Here is a 19,846-nt window from a genome sequence, read left to right on the forward strand (position 1 = left end):
CGGAAACGCAGGCGCAGAAGTGCTTCTGTTACGCGTTAACTTTCGCAATCAGATCCATCATTTTCAGTTTCTGGTCACTGGAAACTTTACGCACTTCCAGTTCAATATTGCGTTCGTTGAGTTTTCGGAAGGCGGCAATATCTTTTTCATCAACCGAGATTGCATTATTCACCTGGGTTTTTCCCTGGCGGAATGCCATCCCGCCGATGTTCACCGTTTTAATATCCACACCCTGTTCCACGACGCGCAGAACATCGGTGGGATTGGTAAACAGCAGCATCACGCGATCCTGACCATACTTCGGGTTATTCCACACCCGCACCATTTTATCGACATCCACCACATGGGCTGTCACGCCGGGCGGGGCGACCTGCGTCAGCAGGGTTTTACGCACGTGGTCGTTGGCCACTTCATCACTGACCACGATAATGCGTTGAACGTTGGTCTCTTTCGTCCAGCGTGTCGCGACCTGTCCATGAATCAGACGGTCATCTATGCGCGTCAGTCCGATTTTCATGTGATCGCCAGGTGCCATCGGTTTAGCCGGTTGCGCTGCAGCGGCCGGTTTTACCGCAGCCGGTGCCGGTGCTTCTTCTTTGGCTTTCAGGGCTTTAACCCCTTCACGGCCAGTTTCGACCGCGACGGCGACCAGTTCGTCAAATCCGGGATCGTCATCGCGCGCCATCAGGGTTTCGACCAGCATCGGGATATTGACCCCGGCGATGACCTCATACTGGGGCTTATCGACGACGATACGGCTGGCCGCATTAAACGGGCTGCCACCCCAGGTATCGACTAAAAACAGGACCCCTTTGCTGGTATCCAGTTCTGCCAGTCGTGCATTATATTTTTCAATCAGCGTTTCTGCATTTTCACCAGGGACAAAATCTATCCAGCCGACATTGTCCTGCTCGCCCAACAGCATTTCTGCTGTTTTCAGCAGTTGTTCCGCTGCCCAGCCGTGTGTACCAATTACAATCGCAATGGTCACGTGCTACCTCCGTTCGCTAGAGATGCTCATCTGAGTCAATGAACTGTATTGAGTCATGCTTTGGTTATTGTTTTAACCGGGTGATTCGATTAATCGGTTTAGCGTCGAAAAAACATGGGTTAATGACGTTAAGGCGATAAAGTCGCGATTTATTTTAGTGATCGAAAAAATAAATTATGTGATGTCTGTCAGCTATTCACCCTGTGAAGAGGCGAGTCACCCTTTTTATGCGCCCGATCATCCGCTCTGCAGATTGTAAAAATAAGAAAATTTTTTGACGCAAATCACCGACCTGATACATTAACGTTCTGTTTAATACTCAGGAGTAACGGGCTTCAGCCCACCTTTATGGATCGTCACCGACGTCGCTTAACCTGTTCTTTGCGCCTGCTGGCGCGTCACCCTTCGCCTCGCGGCGTTTTCACCGCTTTCCCGACCACCCGGATGTCACGCTTTGCTGCGCTGATACGCACCGGCTCAATCTGTTCCCTGTTCTGGAGTCATAAATAATGGAATTTTTATTCGACCCCTCAATCTGGGCGGGTTTACTGACGCTCATCGTGCTGGAAATCGTACTCGGCATCGATAATCTGGTGTTTATTGCCATTCTGGCCGACAAACTGCCGCCAAAGCAGCGTGACAAGGCCCGTTTGATTGGCCTGTCGCTGGCACTGATTATGCGTCTGGGCCTGCTGTCACTGATTTCCTGGATGGTGACGCTGACAACACCTCTTTTCAGCGTAGGCGGTTTCAGCTTTGCGGGTCGTGATTTAATTCTGCTGGCGGGTGGTCTGTTCCTGTTATTTAAGGCGACGATGGAGTTGCACGAGAGGCTGGAGAACCGGCAGCTCGACGGATCAGGTAATCGGGGATATGCCAGTTTCTGGGCAGTCGTGACGCAGATTGTGGTGCTGGATGCGGTCTTCTCGCTGGATGCTGTGATTACGGCTGTAGGTATGGTCAACCACCTGCCGGTGATGATGACGGCTGTGGTGATTGCGATGGGTGTGATGCTGCTGGCGTCTAAGCCGTTAACTAACTTCGTTAACGCGCATCCGACCGTGGTGGTGCTCTGTCTGAGCTTCCTGTTAATGATCGGTCTGTCACTGGTGGCAGAAGGCTTTGGCTTCCATATTCCTAAAGGTTATCTCTATGCGGCAATCGGCTTCTCAATTCTGATTGAGATGTTTAACCAGATTGCGCGTCGAAACTTTATCCGCCATCAGTCCAACCGTCCGATGCGTGAACGTACCGCAGAGGCGATTCTGCGCCTGATGGGAGGCCGCAATCGTGCCCAGATGGCCAGTAACAGTAACACCAGCAGCAGCGAAGAGGCTGCGCTGGCGGAAGCGATGCCGCAGGAAGCGTTTAAAGATGAAGAACGTTACATGATTAATGGCGTACTGACCCTGGCGTCACGTTCAATTCGCAGCATCATGACGCCGCGCGGTGAAATCTCCTGGGTTGATGCGAATCGTCCGGTGGATGAGATTCGCGGTCAGCTGCTTGATACCCCCCACAGTCTGTTTCCGGTCTGCCGGGGTGAGCTGGACGAAATTGTCGGCGTAGTGCGCGCTAAAGAGCTGCTGGTGGCGCTGGAGCATGGCGTGGATGTGGCAACCTTTGCGGCCAATAGCCCGACCATTGTGGTGCCGGAGACGCTGGATCCGATTAACCTGCTTGGCGTGCTGCGCCGTGCCAAAGGTAGCTTCGTTATCGTCACCAACGAGTTTGGTGTGGTCCAGGGTTTGATCACGCCACTGGACGTGCTGGAAGCGATCGCGGGTGAATTCCCGGATGAAGATGAAACGCCTGATATTGTGGCGGACGGTGATGGCTGGTTAGTTAAGGGCGGGACCGATCTGCATTCGCTGCAGCAACTGCTCGATTTCCATGAGCTGGTCGATCCGACAGAGGACCACGCCTCGCTGGCCGGTCTGCTGATTGAGCAGAAAGGGCAGTTACCGCTGCCTGGCGATGTAATTGATATCACTCCGCTGCACTTCCAGATCATCGAAGCGACCGACTACCGCATCGATCTGGTGCGTGTCACCAAAGATAAACCGCATGACGAAGATGAAGAGGGTTAATTCTTCACGTTGTTGCTAAGGCGCGGCTGGCATAACCGGCCGCGGTAAATCTTCCCGACAGCCGCTGCTTCAACGTCGCGGCTGTTTTTTTATCTGTGGGTATCGGCCTGGTGCAGTAACAGCCACGCCGGAAAATCCTGCAGCGGCATCGGACGGGCAAAATAGTAACCCTGCAGATGATCCACGCCGCGTTCGCGCAGATAAGCCGCCTGCACAGCCGTTTCCACGCCCTCAGCAACCAGACTGATGTTCAGGCGCTGGGCCAGCGAAATCACCATATCCGTTACCGTCGCGTTGATGGCGTCAGTGCCGATAGCTGCTGTGAAAATTTTGTCTATTTTCAGCACGTCGGGCTGCAGGTCTTTCAGATAGGAGAGTGAACTATGACCGGTGCCGAAGTCATCAATCGCCAGCTGAACGCCGATATCGTGCAGCTGCGTAATGACCGATTGATCCACCACCGGGAGTGCATCCCGCTCGGTGAGCTCCACCATCAGTGTCGGCACTGGCGAGGCGGGCCACCACAGCTTTTGCAGATCTTCAATAATTGCGCCGTCCCGGAAATGACTGGCAGCCACGTTGATAGCGATATGGAAGCCGGGATCCGTGGGCAAGAGCGGTAGCTGACTCACCACTTCATTCAGCACAAAGCGCGTCAGCGGCTTGATCAGATTCTGGCGCTCAGCCAGCGGAATAAAAACATCCGGCGCAATCCAGCCCTGACGGGCATTATGCCAGCGCATCAGTATCTCAATACCGTCGCACTGACCACTTTTGCTATTGATCAGTGGCTGGCAATAAACCATAAACTCGCGGGCGGTAATGCCATAACTGATTTGCCAGCTCAGGCTCATGCGATTTGCAGTTGCCAGCCAGACGATATAGCCCATAAGCAGGCTCAGCAGCACTGCCAGCGGCAGCTGTGAGGGTAGCGTTGCCAGCGCCGATCGGGTAGGAGAGGGGCCATAGAGTGTAAGCGTGAATGGATAGCGCAGCGAGCCTTGTTCATAGCTCACCTCATCGTCTGCAGCGACTGTCGACTCGATCAACGGATTACCATACTCCAGGCTCTGTCCGTTAACGTTAAACACGGCGCGTTCAACCCAGGGTAACTGCGGCTCCAGCAGATAATTGCTCATCATTTCGATGTTAATTACCTGCAAAATGCCTGAGCGGTTATCCGGGCTTTTTGGCGTCCACAACATTAAAATCGGTGAGCCTTTGAGAAGATAATCATCGGTTGAGAGGGTCATACGCTCGCCATTATAGGCAAGGTCGGGCCAGGTCTGGCTAAAAGGAATCGCGCGGGGTCCATAAACACTGGAGCAGTAAAGTACATCGTTATCCACCAGCAGAATCGCCCGGAGCGTCTGCAGAGAAGAGATTTTTTCGATGAGTGGAAAACGAACATTGTTGCAGGGTACACCCACGAGGCCCAGCGTATTATTCGCGGAAACTTCCAGCGGCGAAAACATCCGGTCAAACCGCATAATCGCTTTATTGGCGAAATCCATTGCCTGACGTTCAATACGTGACTTTTCTTCAAAATAGCGAAAGGCCAGCGTCAATATCATGACCACGATGGCGATTGAGAATGCTATGAGCAAACGCTTGCGTCTGAATTGTCCAACAAATTGCTGGGCCATAAACATCAGTATCCACCTTCCCAAAAAGCCAGAATAAAGCAAAAAATTACGGGGTTAGTATCGGCACGGCCAGATCAATATTGAGGCCGAAATGCAGAAAAGCGGGTCTGGAAAGCGACGAAAGCCGGACGGTTGCGCGGAAAACACTCTACCGTTAAAACCTGCGCTGAGATAGCGCAGGATGCGGATTTTATTACAGTTGAACGTTATTTAAACATTTAAACGTTTCGTTCAATCACACTGCACTTTAATTGCCAGACCGCCGCGTGAGGTTTCGCGGTATTTAGCGTTCATATCTTTGCCCGTTTCATACATCGTCTCAATAACCTTATCCAGCGAGACGCGAGGTTCGCTGGTACGGCGCAGTGCCATTCGCGCCGCGTTAATGGCTTTAACTGAGGCGATAGCATTGCGCTCAATGCAGGGCACCTGAACCTGACCGGCAACCGGGTCACAGGTTAGTCCCAGGTTGTGCTCCATGCCAATTTCAGCGGCCACGCAGACTTGCTCAGGACTGCCGCCCAGCAACTCGGCCAGACCGGCCGCCGCCATGGAGCAGGCCACACCCACTTCACCCTGGCAACCCACTTCAGCACCGGAAATAGATGCGTTCATTTTGTACAGTACGCCAATGGCGCCGGAGGCAAGGAAATAGCGCAGAAAAATATCGGGGGTTACCGGCTCGATAAAGTGATCGTAATAAGCCAGCACCGCCGGCACGATGCCACAGGCACCGTTTGTTGGTGCGGTGACGACACGACCTCCTGCGGCGTTCTCTTCGTTGACGGCCAGTGCATACATATTAATCCAGTCGATAACAATCATCGGGTCACTGGAGTGCTTAGTGGAGGAGGTCAGGAGGCGACGCAGTGAGGCAGCACGACGTGGCACGCGCAGCGGTCCGGGCAACACACCTTCGGTATTCAGACCGCGATCGATACAGGCCCGCATCGTCTGCCAGATATCGGTGAAATAGGCATAGATCTCATCGCGGCTGTGCAGCGCCAGCTCATTTTTCATCACCAGGCCAGAGAGGGAGAGGCCGGTCTCATGGCAGTGCGCCAGCAGATCTTTAGCGGAATGAAACGGCCATGGCACTGACACTTCATCCAGTGCCGACTGCCCAAAGTGCTCTTCATCAACGATGAAACCGCCGCCAACGGAGTAATAGGTCTTCGACAGAATCAGCAGGTCACCTGCAAACGCCAGCAGACGCAGACCATTTTCATGCAGCGAGAGGTTCTCGCTGCGGAACACCATGCCGCCTTCGCGCGGAAAATCGACTTCATGCGCGCCTTTCGCCAGCAGCAGCCGCTCACGCTGTTCGACATCTTTAATAAACGCGGGTATCGCATCAATATCCACGGTATCGGGCGATTCACCCGCCAGACCCATGATGATCGCGATATCCGTATGATGGCCTTTGCCGGTCAGAGACAGAGAACCATAGACATCTACGGCGATTCGGGTCACCTCCTGAAGCTTTTCCTGTTCGCACAGCAAATCCACAAACTGCTTACCCGCTTTCATCGGGCCGACAGTATGCGAACTCGATGGGCCGATGCCCACTTTGAACATGTCGAAAACACTAATCACAGGTGACACTCCTCACAATTATTCTCAGTCTGCCGGGGCAGTTTATGGCGCCCATAGTAATAGTCATGCACCGGAAAAGAGCGCTTTTTCGCATGAAATAAACTTATCTAAAACGATAGAAAAAATTATAGCGCAGCCCGGCAGGTCGCTGGCGAGCATCTGTGAAAAAACAGGCAAAAAGGTTTCAGAAGGCGATCTGGGTGCTCAATGAACGGATGATTCCGGCGGTCATGCCCCACACCAGATAATCCTGGTAGCGCGAGAGCCAGACCGGATGGCGTACACCGGCCTGATGCACCTCCAGCGCGCTGTAGCGGCTTAGCTGCAGAGCTTCGGCCAGCGGCATCTCAAAAGCACTGCTGACCTCATCCGGGTTAAGAGTAAGTCGTAAATCGGCCGGAATAATGCCCAGCACGGGCGTGACCTGGAAGCCGGTGCTGCTGGTGACGGCAGGCAGCGCACCCAGTATCTCGACCTGCTGCGGATCGATGCCGACCTCTTCCTGCGCTTCACGGAGTGCTGTGTTGATCAGTGAGGCGTCGGTGTCATCCTGCATCCCGCCGGGAAAGGCGACCTGTCCGGCGTGCTTGCGCAGGGCCTGCGAACGCTGCGTCAGCAACAAACCCGGCTCAGGACGGGCCACAATAGGCACCAGCACCGCAGCATGACGTCCTGAGAGACGCTGGGTGCTGCGGGCGGGTTGCTGCAATAAAAAACGGCTGCGAAAAACATCAATCGTCAGTGCCAACTGAACCTCCTGCCTGCTCAAGTGTCGGTAAGATCCGGCTGACTTTATCGAGCGTTTCCTGATACTCCGCTTCCGGATCGCTGTCAGCCACCAATCCGCCACCGGCAGAGCAGTAGAGTTGCTGGCCTTCGGCGATTAGCGTGCGAATCGTGATGCTGGTATCCATCCGGCCACACAGGCTGATATAGCCGATGCTGCCGCACCAGGCATTGCGGCGCTGCGGTTCCAGCTCATCAATAATCTCCATTGCCCGAATCTTAGGTGCACCGGTTATCGAGCCGCCAGGAAAACAGGCGCGCAGTAAATCAGTGGCCTGCAGGCTGTCAGGTAGCTGCGCCCGCACCGTGCTCACCAGGTGATGCACGGCGGGGAAGGGTTCAACCACAAACAGCTCTGGCACCGTAACCGAACCGGGTCGCGCCACACGGCCAATATCGTTGCGCAGCAAATCAACAATCATCAGATTTTCAGCCCGATCTTTCTCCGCATGGCGCAACGACTCCGCCTGTTGTGCGTCGGCAATCGGGTCGTCACAGCGTGGTCGGGTCCCTTTAATGGGGCGAGTTTCAATCTGCTTGTTATTCAGCGACAGGAAGCGTTCCGGCGACAGGCTGAGAATTGCACTGTCAGGCAGCCGCAGAAACGCGCTGAAGGGTGCGCGGTTAGCCGCATTGAGGAGAGTGAATGCCTGCCACTCATCACCCTGATAACCCGCCTGAAAACGCTGTGCCAGGTTTACCTGATAACAGTCACCGGCCTGAATATAAGCCTGAACGGCGGCAAAGCGCGCGGCGTATTCGGCATAGCTCATATTAGAGCGCCAGCGGCTTGTCAGCGAAAAGGGTACAGTTTCGCGTACAGGCCACTGTGCCAGCCAGGCGGCACGTTCTTCAACATTGCTCAACGCCACGAGCGTCAGGGTTTGCTGATGATGGTCGGCAATCAATGCCCAGTCATAGATTCCTGCGGCCATGTCAGGCGTAGTGAGATCGGCTGCAGCCCGCTGCGGCAGGGACTCAAACCGGCGGCCCAGGTCATAACCAAACAGCCCCAGCGCACCGCCCTGAAACGGCAGCGTCTCGCTGGATGCAGGTGTGACGCCCAGCGCATCACACTGTTGCTGCACCAGCAACAGGGGATCGGCGGTTGATTCGGTTGTACCGGTTGGGTCGCTGAGCGTCGTGATTGCGCCGCGGGTCACCAGGGTGGCGCGGGGATCGGCGGTCAGAAGATCAAAACGGTTGTCACTGTGGCTGGCCTGCGCGGAGGAGAGCAGCATCGCCCAGGGCAGATGGGCAAGGGTGGCGAAACGCTGAGTCAGCGCATCGGGGGTATAATCAAGCGTGAGGGTTTCAACAATCATCGGGCAGACAAATCAGAAAGCTAAGAGGCGGTCAGACTGACATATTTTTTCCTCACTGGCACCTGTTAGTTCCACGTGGGATACTGTCTGACCCAACGCAGGAGTAAAAAATGTTTATTGGATTACCGGCTCTCTCTCATGAGCAACAACAACAGGCCGTCGAACGTATTCAGGCGCTGATGGCAGGCGGACTATCGAGCGGTGAAGCAATCGCCCAGGTGGCGCAGGAAATCCGCGAAAATCACAAGGGCGAACGTATTCGGGCGTTATTCGAAGACGAAGATGACGAAAACGAAGAGGAATAACGCCCGGCAGGTTTAACGTGCAGCGATGATTTTAATTTCGATCTTGTATTTTGGATTTAGCAGACCGGCCTGAACCGTACAGCGCACCGGCGCATTGCCCGGCGAAACCCAGGCATCCCAGGCGCGGTTCATGGCGGGGAAGTCGGCTTTATCTACCAGGAACAGCGTCGCATCCAGAATTTTGCTTTTATCGCTACCGAGCCGGGTCAGAATGGCGTCAATCACCGCCAGCGCATTGGCGGTCTGTGCTTCTGCGTCGGCATCCAGATTTTCGGGCACACTGGTGTAATAGATTGTGTCGTTATGAATGACGGCTTCGGACATACGATGTTCCGGGTCAATGCGGGTAATACTCATCGGTTTCTCCCTGGTTAATTGCGCATTAGCCTGGCACACTCCTGATATCGCTGTCACCTCTTACGCTTTACAGGCAGCGCTCAACAATCGCCTGTCTGTCTGCCATCACTTCCGGGGACATCCGGAAGGTGGTGAAATATTTCACATCAGCACCTTTTCGGCGGGGCGAAACATCCGCAAAAATAGAATCTTCCCAGGTAAAGACGCTGATCTCACTGCCGTTCGGCTGGGTGTGGGTGGTGTTATCCCGTGCAATGACGCTGGTGGTGGACCAGCCGCGATAAATACAGTCGCTGAGCTGAGGGACGGTGCGGGCGCTTTGGCCCTGGAAAACGGGTTGCTGCAGACGAGCCTGATCAGGGGTAGGTGCCTGGCAGCCGCAGAGCAGCAGTACGCCAGCCAGAGATCCGATGCGGACATAATTCATGATGTACCTCCGCCTGAAACAGGCAGTCGGGTTTAGCCATCTGCGAAACATCACCTGAAGGGCAATGTTAAGCCAGTCTCAGCACATCAGCCTACGGGTGCCACATCCCAACAGTAAGCTGATTTAATCATTATAATCCTGCCTTTTGATTACCTGATGTGTTCATTTGCATTTGATAACTGCATCACACTGTGGCGCTAACTGCGCTGACAATGAAGTGTCCTTAATCGCGCCTGCTGTTAGCGCTGACAGGGGATAAGAAACACGGAATTAGGGGAACTGGCGGCTTAAAAATGTTATAAATCAGTCATGAGATTGCGCCACAGGTTGAGGATTAAAGCATGGCGAATACGCAGTATCTTTTTTGGGTAATGGCTGGCGCTCTGACGCTGCTGTTTATTGTTATCGCGGCATTTGTGGGGTTATCCAAAGGCAGTAAGCAGGGATTTGTTACCTTTGCCGTGCTGTTCATCATCATGCTGGCGGGTGCACTGTACCTGCATCATTAGCAAGGTGCGGTTGGGCTGTTTTCAGTCCATTACAGTGAATTCACGTTTGGTTCACATTTCAGGTGGAAAGTGTGCGGCCTCCAGTGAGTGTTAACTATGATCAGTTGAAATAGCAGCCTTGCTATTTATCACCGGAGGTAATTATGTCTGAACGTCCTGATTACGATGAACCGCTGCCAGATGATGCTGAGATCTATCCGGAAGATGAAGAAGAGGATGAGGAAAACGATCCCTTAGAAAAGGATGTTTAGGCGTTTGAAACGGTTGTCTGACGACCTCTATTTCTTCTGAATTCTGACTCACGCCGCAAAACCGTCAGTCGCGCAGTTTTGCGGTTTCTACACCGGTCTCATTGACTCACTTCTCTCCGCGCCTTTTCAGCTTTACCCGGGTTGCTGGAATCTGGCTAAACAACACCCTGGTGATGACCTCTGACCGCTCGGGTTGTTCAGATAAACTGCCCGGATAAAATCCTTCAGTCATTAGTCTCACTGACATTCGCATCGATGAAAACCTTTAGCGATTCCTGCGCGGATGCACGGCGGTTTATCGCCTTACAGATTAAAAAGCGAATGGAATAATGTCCCTGTTATTAATTAGCTTATTCAGCAGGGTATTTAATGAAGCGGTAAAATTTCAGGTTTTCTTATCGTACTTTCGGGTCACGTACCGCCGCACCTGAAACGGCTAAAACCTCAACCTGTTGATATTTATCGATTTTGATTTGTTTATCCAATACTGACATAATTACAGTGTTTTTGCCGTTCTTAGAGAGGGTATGTGGCAGACGATTTTGCAGTGGATGGCGCACTGGCGTTGGCGATCGCAGGTTTTAAACCGCGTGAAGCACAACGTGAGATGGCGCAGGCGGTATCTGAAGCCGTAAAACAGCAGGGTGAACTGGTGGTTGAAGCCGGCACCGGCACCGGCAAAACCTATGCTTACCTGGCACCCGCCTTGCGGGCCGGAAAAAAAGTCATTGTCTCCACCGGCTCAAAAGCGCTGCAGGATCAGCTTTATGGCCGCGATCTGCCCACCATGATTAAGGCACTGAAGTTCAAAGGGAAAACGGCCTTGCTGAAAGGGCGATCTAACTATCTCTGCCTGGAACGCATGGAACAGCAGTCGATGGCCGGTGGTGAGCTCACCGTGCAGGCGCTAACCGATCTGGTGACGCTGCGCAGTTGGTCATCACAGACAAAAGATGGCGACATCAGCAGCTGTGCGGGTGTGACCGAAGATAGCCCGATCTGGCCGCTGGTGACCAGCACCAACGACAACTGCCTGGGCACGGATTGTCCGCGCTATAAAGAGTGTTTTGTGGTCATGGCACGTAAGCGCGCCATGGACGCTGATGTGGTGGTCGTTAACCACCATTTGTTTCTTGCCGACCTGGTGGTAAAAGAGGGGGGCTTTGGCGAATTGATTCCCGAGGCTGATGTGATGATCTTCGATGAAGCCCATCAGTTGCCCGATATCGCCAGCCAGTATTTTGGTCAGCAACTCTCCAGCCGCCAGTTACTCGATCTGGCTAAAGATATTATTACCGCCTACCGCACGGAAGTGCGTGATGCCCAGCAACTGCAGAAATCAGCTGATCGACTGGCGCAATGCGCACAGGATTTCCGCCTGTCATTAGGCGATCCGGGTTATCGCGGTAATTTGCGCGAACTGCTGAGCGATAACCAGATACTGCGCATGTTCACCCTGCTGGACGATGCGCTGGAGCTCTGTTACGACGTTATCAAACTCTCGCTGGGTCGTTCAGCTCTGCTGGATGCCGCCTTTGAGCGCGCCGCGCTTTACCGTACCCGCTTAAAACGGTTACGGGCGATTAACGAGCCGGGCTACAGCTACTGGTATGAATGTACGTCGCGTCATTTTATTCTGGCGCTGACGCCGCTCTCGGTCGCTGAACGCTTCCGGGAGGTGATGGACAACCGTAAAGCGGCGTGGATCTTCACCTCGGCCACCCTGGCGGTGGATGAAAAAATGGCCCATTTCGCCGAACGACTGGGTGTGAATGCGGCAAAGAGCCTGATTCTGAATAGCCCGTTTGACTTTGCGAAGCAGGCACTGCTCTGCGTGCCGCGCAATCTGCCTGAGCCTAACCGTCCCGGCGGCGCCCGCCAGCTGGCCGCGATGATGAAACCGCTGATCGATGCCAACAAAGGCCGCTGTTTCTTCCTCTGCACATCGCACCTGATGATGCGTGAACTGGCGGCAGAATTTCGCGCCTCAATGACCCTGCCTGTGCTGGTACAGGGTGAAACCAGCAAAGGTCAGTTACTGAAACAGTTCATCGACAAAGGCAACGCCCTGCTGGTGGCGACCAGCAGTTTCTGGGAAGGGGTTGATGTGAGGGGTGATGCGCTGTCGCTGGTCATTATTGATAAACTGCCGTTCACCTCGCCGGAAGATCCCCTGTTAAAAGCCAGAATGGAAGATTGCCGGATTCGTGGCGGCGATCCCTTCACGGATGTGCAGCTACCGGATGCCGTGATCACGCTGAAGCAGGGGGTGGGGCGGTTGATCCGTGATACGGATGATCGGGGTGTGCTGGTGATTTGCGATCAGCGGCTGGTATCGCGTCCTTATGGCGCGTTATTTCTCAACAGCCTGCCACCTACGCCGCGCACCCGGGACATTGACCGCGCCATCGCCTTTATCCGTCAGCAACCCGAACCAGACGCATAATTTTATGCTAATATGCGCGCCGTTTTCTTTCTTCTGAGGTGGTCATGTCAGCCCGAATTTTAGCGCTGGATACGGCGACAGAAGCCTGTTCAGCTGCCTTGCTGAATCAGCAACAGATTGATGCCCGATTCGAGATCGCCCCGCGTGATCATACCCAGCGTATTTTACCGCTGGTCGAAGAGCTCCTGCTGGCACAGCAGCTGGAACTGACCGAACTGGACGCGCTCGCCTTTGGTCGCGGCCCGGGCAGTTTTACTGGCGTACGCATTGGCATTGGCATTGCGCAGGGCCTTGCACTGGGCGCAGCACTGCCGATGATCGCGGTTTCTACCCTCGCGACGCTGGCGGAAGGCGCATGGCGCCTTCACGGGGCAACCCGGGTATTAACGGCGATTGACGCGCGGATGGGCGAAGTCTATTGGGCCGAATATCAGCGTGATGAGCACGGTGCCTGGCAGGGCGAAGCCAGCGAAAGTGTGTTGTCGCCGGAAGCGGCACTGGCACGCATGCAGTCGCTCTCTGGTGAATGGATGACCGCTGGCACCGGCTGGCAGGCTTATCCTGGCCTGCAGCAGGGACATGAACTGACGCTGATTGCCAGTGAGGTCACGCTGCCTGCCGCTCAGGATATGCTGCCGCTGGCGATACTTGCTCTGGCGCAGGGGAATACGCTGCTGCCGGAGACGGCGGAGCCCACTTATCTGCGTAATGAAGTCGCCTGGAAAAAATTACCTGGCCGGTAAAATGCACGCAACTTATTGTTATGCGTCCAGTCTAAGTCTTTACCTAACGGGAGAACGTCTATGTCGTCAATGTGTGGTAAAGGGCTTTCAGGTCTGCTGCTGACCTGTGTGCTGGCGTTAACCGGTTGTGTCTCGATTCCCGACACACTGCAGGGCAGCTCGCCTCAGCCGCAGCAGGATTTGTTGCGGGTCATGAGCGATCCTTCGATCTTCGTCGGGCAGGAATCTCGCTTTGGCGGCAAGGTCGTGAATGTCACTAATCTGAACGGCAAAACCCGGCTTGAGATTGCTGCACAGCCGCTGGACGATAGCGCCAGACCGCGTCTGGGGGCGGCGTCGGTGGGGCGGATTTATGCCGATATCCACGGCTTCGTTGATCCAGTGGATGTCAGAAACCAGTATGTCACTGTGCTGGGTACCCTGAAGGGAACGGAGCAGGGCAAAATTGGTGAGGCAGATTATAAATTTGCCGTTATCGATGTACGAGGTTACCAGCGCTGGCGTCTCGCGCAACAGGTAACAGCACCGCCTCAGCCAATGGATCCCTGGATCTGGTATGGTCCGACTCGTCATCGCGGCGGCTACTGGGGCCCAAATCCTTACTGGGGTATGGTTAACAGTGGGCCGACTGAGGTGCAAACCATACTGACCGAGTAACGGTGAAAAAGGTGATATCCAGCCCGGTTGCGGTGCTCGCTGCCGGGCTTTTTATTTGCCTGTTTTCGCTGCACGAAATTTAGTGATGCACTTCGCAACCTCAACATGCCAAACCAGGCAAACTGGTACAATCAGTTAAAATATTGTTAAAAAAACAGATTGGCTGAGGCAGCGATGGAAATACAACATAATTATCGGGGTGAATCCTTGAATAAGGTTTGGCTGAAACGCTACCCGGCAGATGTGCCTGCCGAAATAAGTGCAGATCGTTACACCTCGCTGGTGGATCTGTTTGAGCAGGCCGTAAAACGCTACACTGATCAACCCGCGTTTATAAACATGGGTCAGAAGATGAGTTACCGTCAGCTGGAGGAGAAGAGCCGCGCGTTTGCCGCCTATCTCCAGCAGCAACTGGGCCTGAAAGCGGGTGACCGCGTGGCCCTGATGATGCCTAACTTATTGCAGTATCCGGTGGCCCTGATTGGTGTGCTGCGCGCTGGCATGGTGGTGGTCAACGTTAACCCGCTCTATACGCCACGTGAACTCAGGCATCAGCTCAATGACAGCGGTGCCAGCGCCATCGTCATCGTCTCGAATTTTGCCCACACGCTGGAAAAAGTGGTGGCGGAAACCGCGGTGCGTCATGTCATTCTGACGCGGATGGGCGATCAGCTGGCACCCATAAAAGCGACGCTGGTTAACTTTATCGTCAAGTATGTGAAGAAGCTGGTGCCTAAATATCATCTGCCTGGCGCCATCTCCTTTCGTCATGTTCTGGACGTGGGTGCCACACTCAATTATCAGCGTCCGACCGTCTCAAATGACGATCTCGCTTTCCTGCAGTACACCGGCGGCACGACCGGCGTAGCCAAAGGGGCAATGCTGACCCATCGCAACATGCAGGCGAACCTGGAGCAGACCCGCGCGACTTACGGTAAAGTGCTGCGCGACGGTAAAGAGTTTGTCGTCACTGCGCTGCCGCTTTATCACATTTTCGCTTTAACAGTGAATGGCCTGCTTTTCCTGGAGCTGGGCGGTCAGAATCTGCTGATCACGAATCCGCGTGATATTTCTGGCTTCGTTAAGGAGCTGGGTAAATTTCCGTTTACCGCGATCACTGGCGTGAACACGCTGTTCAATGCGCTGCTCAACGATGAGCAGTTCAATAAGCTCGATTTCTCAACGCTGCGTCTTTCGGCCGGTGGCGGGATGGCTGTGCAGAAAGTGGTGGCGGAACGCTGGGAAAAGCTAACCGGACACTATCTGCTGGAAGGCTATGGCCTGACCGAATGTTCGCCGCTGGTGTCAGTCAATCCGTATGACATCAGCTGTCATACCGGCAGTATCGGCCTGCCGGTGCCCTCGACAGACGTGCGGATTCTGGATGACGATGGCAACGAAGTGCCGCCAGGTGAGCCGGGTGAGCTCTGCATCAAAGGTCCCCAGGTGATGCTGGGCTACTGGCAGCATCCGGAAGCGACAGCGGAAGTGCTGAAAAATGGCTGGCTCCACAGCGGTGATATTGTTACCGTTGATCAGGAAGGCTTTATCCGCATCGTTGACCGCAAAAAAGATATGATTCTGGTCTCCGGTTTTAATGTCTATCCGAATGAAATCGAAGATGTGCTGATGCAGCATCCTAAAGTGCGTGAAGCGGCGGCAATTGGTGTGCCGAGCGATCTTTCTGGCGAAGCCGTAAAAGTCTGTATCGTGAAAAAAGACGCGTCACTGACTAAAGAAGACGTGCTCGATCACTGCCGCCGTCAGTTGACAGGCTACAAGGTGCCGAAGATCATTGAGTTTCGTGATGATTTGCCCAAAACCAACGTCGGCAAGATTCTGCGGCGCGAGTTGCGTGACGAGGTAAAACCCGGCGCGAGCTGAATCCGGGCAAAATTGAGGTTGAACGCCGGCATGTCCGGCGTTTTTATTGTTTTTAACATGGAGCGCCGCGCGTTGTTAGCTGCGGTGGAAATCAGACGTGAACTATTCCCTTATCGACCAGGATGATCAACTGGCAGACGTGTGTCAGAAAGCGCGCCAGCAGGCGGCGGTGGCACTGGATACCGAATTTGTCCGTACCCGTACTTACTATCCTCAGCTTGGCCTGATCCAGCTGTTCGACGATCACCAATTGGTGCTGATTGACCCACTGAATATCCGTGACTGGTCACCCTTTATTGCGTTGCTTACCGACACCCGTGTCACCAAATTCCTCCATGCCGGAGGTGAAGATCTGGAAGTCTTCCTGCACCGTTTCGGCGTGCTGCCGACACCGATGATCGATACACAGATTCTGGCAGCCTTCTCCGGCCAGCCGCTCTCCTGGGGCTTTGCCTCAATGGTGGCGCATTTCACGCAGGTCGAACTCGATAAAAGTGAATCACGCACCGACTGGCTGGCACGCCCTCTGACCCAGCGTCAGTGCGAATATGCGGCGGCAGACGTTCACTATCTGCTGCCGATTGCGCGCCAGCTGATGATCAACACTGAAGAGGCCGGCAACATGGCGGCGGCGCTCAGTGAGTGCGACAATCTTTGTCAGCGCCGTCTGGATAGCCTTTCGCCGGATGAAGCCTGGCGGGATATCACCAATGCCTGGCAATTGCGTCCGCGTCAACTGGCCGCGTTGCAGCGACTGGCGGCCTGGCGTCTGAAACTGGCGCGTGAAAAGGATATGGCGGTTAACTTTGTTGTGCGCGAAGAGCACCTGTGGAAAGTCGCGCGCTTTATGCCAGGTTCACTGGGTGAGCTGGATCATCTGGGACTGTCAGGTCATGAAATCCGTTTCCACGGTAAAACGCTGGTGGCGCTGGTGGCCGAAGCAGAGGCGCTGGATGAAAGTGAACTGCCGGCTCCGCTGGGCAATCTGATCGACCATCCTGATTACAAGCAGGTGTTTAAAGCGATGAAAGCTCTGGTGCAGCAAGTCAGCGGGCAGAGTGGGTTCAGTCAGGAATTACTGGCGTCACGACGTCAGATTAATCAGGTATTAAGCCAGCACTGGGGGCTTAAGCCACAGGGACGTCAACCGGAGTTACTGACCGGATGGCGGGGCGAACTGCTGAAACCCGGCATTGAGGAGATTCTGGCGGGTTGTTAACGGTAAAAATTTCCCCTGCCAGAGCGCAGGGGAAATTCAGGAAACCGTCAGCGTCATTTAGTCACTTCATCCGTTTCCGGCAACGTTACGTTCAGCTCCAGAATCGAGATATCGTCACCTTTCTGATCGAGCTGCACAGTCACCATTTCGGGATCGATCTTCACATATCTGCAAATCACTTCCAGAATGTCGCGCTTAAGTTGCGGAAGATAATGGGGCTCACTGTCGCCCCTTCTCCGTTCTGCCACGATAATCTGCAGCCTTTCCTTGGCTATGTTGGCAGTGTTCTTCTTCCGGGATAAAAAGAAATCAAGTAATGCCATGGTTTATCCCCCGAACAGGCGTTTCAGGAAACCCTTCTTCTCTTCTTCGATAAAGCGGAAGGGGCGTACTTCACCGAGCAACCGTTCAACGGTATCGGCATAGGCTTTGCCAGCATCAGATTCGCCGTCAAGAATCACCGGTTCACCCTGGTTAGAGGCACGTAACACCGATTGATCTTCAGGAATCACGCCAACCAGAGGAATGCGCAGAATCTCCAGCACATCTTCCATGCTCAGCATATCGCCACGGTTAACCCGGCCAGGGTTATAGCGGGTCAGCAGCAGATGCTCCTTCACCGGATCCTGACTGTTTTCCGCACGACGCGATTTAGACGAAATAATACCGAGGATACGGTCGGAGTCACGTACAGATGAGACTTCCGGGTTCGTAGTGATAATGGCTTCATCAGCAAAATAGAGCGCCATCAGTGCACCGGTTTCAATCCCTGCCGGTGAATCGCAGACGATGAAATCGAACTCCATAGCGGCTAAGTCGTTCAGAACTTTTTCAACACCTTCGCGAGTCAGCGCATCTTTATCACGGGTCTGCGAGGCGGGCAGAATGTAGAGTTGCTCAGTGCGTTTGTCGCGAATCAGCGCCTGGTTCAGCGTGGCATCGCCCTGGATAACGTTGACGAAGTCATAAACCACGCGGCGTTCACAACCCATGATCAAATCCAGATTACGCAGACCGATATCAAAGTCGATAACGACCGTCTTTTTGCCTTTCTGCGCTAAACCGGTGGCGATGGCCGCGCTTGACGTGGTCTTACCAACGCCCCCTTTACCGGATGTAACTACAATAATGCGTGCCATAAATGTTGATTTCCTTAACAAAAGAAAAGGGGCCTAATTAAGTGTCTGGATAGTCAGCGCGCCATCCTGCAGGCACAGACGCGCGGCTTTACCAAAAAATTCTTGCGGGATCTGATCCATGATCCAGTACTCTCCGGCAATCGAGACCAGCTCGGCGGCCAGGTTGGTACAAAAAATCTGGCAATTGCGATCACCACTGGCACCCGCCAGTGCGCGACCGCGCATCATGCCGTAAATATGAATGTTGCCATCGGCGACCAGTTCGGCGCCGGCGCTGACGCTGCTGGTGATAATCAAATCAGCGTCACGCGCATAAATCTGCTGGCCTGAACGCACCGGCGTGTTCACGATGCGTGTTTTCGTTGCCACCGTTTCGGTGACCACCGGCAGCGGTTCAGGAACTGGCACGGGTGGTGGCGCTTCTGCACGCGGTCTGGACTCTTTGCCTTCTGCCAGAACCGGCAGGCCTGCCCGGGATATCATGCGTTTCAGTGCGTCATTTTTGCAGCCGCTTACGCCGACAATACGTAAACCGGTGGCGAGAATCGCCTGCTGCAACTGTTTCCAGTTAACCTCGGCACTCAATGTGGCGACGTTAAGTACAACCGGTGCGTTTTTCAGGAAATCCGGAGCCTGATCAATCTTGTCCTGAAGTGCCTTACGAATCACCGCAGGGTCATGGTGGTGCAAATGGACGACAGATAGGGTGAAACTGCTACCTTTGAATTCGATTGGCGTTTGCGACATCTGTCCCGACTCAGTCCTGTTTTCACTACCGTTAGCAAGGCGATGATAAAATCATCACTGAAGCGCTAACGGTGAATATTCGAAGTTCTGCAAGCATGTTATAGTTACAGCTATATTCAGACAAGCCTCAACGCCGGTTAATTCGAGTAAAAAATATGTTTTGTGTGATCTACAGAAGCCCGTTACGTGACCAGACTTATCTCTATGTAGAAAAAAAGGACGATTTCTCGCGCGTTCCTGAAGAATTGCTGAAAGGGTTTGGCAAGCCGCAGTTGGCGATGGTGCTAAAGCTGGCGGGCCGCGACAGGCTGGCAAATGCAGATATCAATAAAGTTAAGCAGGGATTGAGTGAGCAGGGCTATTATTTGCAACTTCCTCCGCCGATTGAAAGTCTGCTAAAAATTCATTTAGAGGCTGATAAAAAAGTTTAACTCAGATTCTTCTGTAAATATAAATCCTGTCGGCGTGATCCTGGCAGGATAATATTGCCCGACGCTGCGTAAAATTAACGGCGCAGCTTATCTGTTTCACCCGTTTCTAAATTTCCTGCCCATTTTTTTCGCCTGATTTGTACGATTATTCAGCACCTCAGCGCCGCCATTTACGCTTTTTGACAAATTCCATCCCCCGGACCGTTAAAAGGATCTTATTATCACGCCATGAGGTTGGCATTTCGATCAACACAAAAGCAAACATCAACCCGCCAGCAGCGCTGGCATCACACCTAA

Annotated in this window: 20 protein-coding genes; 10 read left to right on the forward strand and 10 right to left on the reverse strand. The window is 53.8% G+C overall.

Annotated features, from left to right (window positions below; genetic code table 11):
* Positions 1-28: 28 nt before the first annotated feature.
* A complete protein-coding gene (gene manX, locus NP77_RS10525) occupies positions 29-991 on the reverse strand; it encodes a PTS mannose transporter subunit IIAB (protein ID WP_003852689.1) in 963 nt (320 codons plus the stop codon).
* Positions 992-1,339: 348 nt separating this feature from the next.
* Between manX and NP77_RS23680 the strand changes: the two genes are divergently transcribed.
* A complete protein-coding gene (locus NP77_RS23680; RefSeq protein WP_003852690.1) occupies positions 1,340-1,501 on the forward strand; it encodes a hypothetical protein in 162 nt (53 codons plus the stop codon).
* Positions 1,501-3,081 carry a TerC family protein gene (locus tag NP77_RS10530; RefSeq protein WP_003852691.1) on the forward strand — a complete coding sequence of 527 codons (1,581 nt, stop codon included), beginning with the start codon at positions 1,501-1,503 and terminating at the stop codon, positions 3,079-3,081. Before NP77_RS23680 ends, NP77_RS10530 begins: the two co-directional genes overlap by 1 nt.
* 89 nt (positions 3,082-3,170) lie before the next feature.
* Here the strand turns inward: NP77_RS10530 and NP77_RS10535 are convergent, their stop codons facing one another.
* The 4 genes from NP77_RS10535 to pabB all read right to left on the reverse strand — a co-directional run bounded on the left by NP77_RS10535 (position 3,171) and on the right by pabB (position 8,434).
* Positions 3,171-4,733: an EAL domain-containing protein gene (locus tag NP77_RS10535; RefSeq protein WP_003852692.1), complete on the reverse strand. Its 1,563-nt coding sequence runs from the start codon at positions 4,731-4,733 to the stop codon at positions 3,171-3,173.
* Positions 4,734-4,958: 225 nt separating this feature from the next.
* The gene (locus tag NP77_RS10540) at positions 4,959-6,323 is read right to left on the reverse strand and encodes an L-serine ammonia-lyase (RefSeq protein WP_039660076.1); all 1,365 of its coding nucleotides are present in this window, start codon (positions 6,321-6,323) and stop codon (positions 4,959-4,961) included.
* A gap of 184 nt (positions 6,324-6,507) precedes the next feature.
* Positions 6,508-7,071: a CoA pyrophosphatase gene (locus NP77_RS10545; RefSeq protein ID WP_008925321.1), complete on the reverse strand. Its 564-nt coding sequence runs from the start codon at positions 7,069-7,071 to the stop codon at positions 6,508-6,510.
* The gene (gene pabB, locus NP77_RS10550) at positions 7,055-8,434 is read right to left on the reverse strand and encodes an aminodeoxychorismate synthase component 1 (protein WP_003852696.1); all 1,380 of its coding nucleotides are present in this window, start codon (positions 8,432-8,434) and stop codon (positions 7,055-7,057) included. Before pabB ends, NP77_RS10545 begins: the two co-directional genes overlap by 17 nt.
* A 110-nt stretch (positions 8,435-8,544) precedes the next feature.
* On the opposite strand from pabB, the gene NP77_RS10555 reads away from it, so the two are divergent.
* Positions 8,545-8,739, forward strand: a complete 195-nt coding sequence (locus NP77_RS10555) for a YoaH family protein (protein ID WP_003852697.1) — start codon at positions 8,545-8,547, stop codon at positions 8,737-8,739.
* A gap of 12 nt (positions 8,740-8,751) precedes the next feature.
* On the opposite strand, the gene NP77_RS10560 is transcribed toward NP77_RS10555, so the two are convergent.
* Both NP77_RS10560 and NP77_RS10565 read right to left on the reverse strand, forming a co-directional pair.
* Entirely contained in the window at positions 8,752-9,096 is a 345-nt protein-coding gene (locus NP77_RS10560) for a RidA family protein (protein ID WP_003852699.1), read from the reverse strand.
* A gap of 67 nt (positions 9,097-9,163) precedes the next feature.
* Positions 9,164-9,523, reverse strand: coding sequence for a hypothetical protein (locus NP77_RS10565; protein WP_003852700.1), 360 nt, complete (start codon positions 9,521-9,523; stop codon positions 9,164-9,166).
* A gap of 341 nt (positions 9,524-9,864) precedes the next feature.
* Between NP77_RS10565 and NP77_RS23685 the strand changes: the two genes are divergently transcribed.
* From NP77_RS23685 to rnd, 6 genes are all read left to right on the forward strand, one after another.
* On the forward strand, positions 9,865-10,032 hold the full coding sequence (locus tag NP77_RS23685) for a hypothetical protein (protein ID WP_003852701.1): 168 nt from the start codon (positions 9,865-9,867) through the stop codon (positions 10,030-10,032).
* A gap of 780 nt (positions 10,033-10,812) precedes the next feature.
* Entirely contained in the window at positions 10,813-12,729 is a 1,917-nt protein-coding gene (locus tag NP77_RS10570; protein WP_008925318.1) for an ATP-dependent DNA helicase, read from the forward strand.
* A gap of 44 nt (positions 12,730-12,773) precedes the next feature.
* Entirely contained in the window at positions 12,774-13,472 is a 699-nt protein-coding gene (gene tsaB / locus NP77_RS10575; protein ID WP_008925317.1) for a tRNA (adenosine(37)-N6)-threonylcarbamoyltransferase complex dimerization subunit type 1 TsaB, read from the forward strand.
* 60 nt (positions 13,473-13,532) lie between these two features.
* Complete coding sequence (locus NP77_RS10580; protein ID WP_003852709.1) at positions 13,533-14,129, forward strand: Slp family lipoprotein; 597 nt, start codon at positions 13,533-13,535, stop codon at positions 14,127-14,129.
* 207 nt (positions 14,130-14,336) lie between these two features.
* On the forward strand, positions 14,337-16,013 hold the full coding sequence (gene fadD, locus NP77_RS10585) for a long-chain-fatty-acid--CoA ligase FadD (RefSeq protein ID WP_156137296.1): 1,677 nt from the start codon (positions 14,337-14,339) through the stop codon (positions 16,011-16,013).
* 97 nt (positions 16,014-16,110) lie between these two features.
* Complete coding sequence (gene rnd / locus NP77_RS10590; protein WP_003852713.1) at positions 16,111-17,232, forward strand: ribonuclease D; 1,122 nt, start codon at positions 16,111-16,113, stop codon at positions 17,230-17,232.
* Positions 17,233-17,285: 53 nt separating this feature from the next.
* On the opposite strand, the gene minE is transcribed toward rnd, so the two are convergent.
* From minE to minC, 3 genes are read right to left on the reverse strand one after another with little or no spacing between them, the layout of a single operon-like run.
* A complete protein-coding gene (gene minE, locus NP77_RS10595) occupies positions 17,286-17,555 on the reverse strand; it encodes a cell division topological specificity factor MinE (protein ID WP_008925314.1) in 270 nt (89 codons plus the stop codon).
* 3 nt (positions 17,556-17,558) lie between these two features.
* Positions 17,559-18,371: a septum site-determining protein MinD gene (gene minD / locus NP77_RS10600; protein ID WP_003852716.1), complete on the reverse strand. Its 813-nt coding sequence runs from the start codon at positions 18,369-18,371 to the stop codon at positions 17,559-17,561.
* Positions 18,372-18,404: 33 nt separating this feature from the next.
* Positions 18,405-19,118, reverse strand: a complete 714-nt coding sequence (minC, locus tag NP77_RS10605; RefSeq protein WP_008925313.1) for a septum site-determining protein MinC — start codon at positions 19,116-19,118, stop codon at positions 18,405-18,407.
* 155 nt (positions 19,119-19,273) lie between these two features.
* On the opposite strand from minC, the gene NP77_RS10610 reads away from it, so the two are divergent.
* Positions 19,274-19,549: a YcgL domain-containing protein gene (locus NP77_RS10610; protein ID WP_003852719.1), complete on the forward strand. Its 276-nt coding sequence runs from the start codon at positions 19,274-19,276 to the stop codon at positions 19,547-19,549.
* Positions 19,550-19,846: the final 297 nt, after the last annotated feature.

Source organism: Pantoea sp. MBLJ3, assembly GCF_000816655.1.
Classification (GTDB): Bacteria; Pseudomonadota; Gammaproteobacteria; order Enterobacterales; family Enterobacteriaceae; genus Pantoea; species Pantoea eucalypti.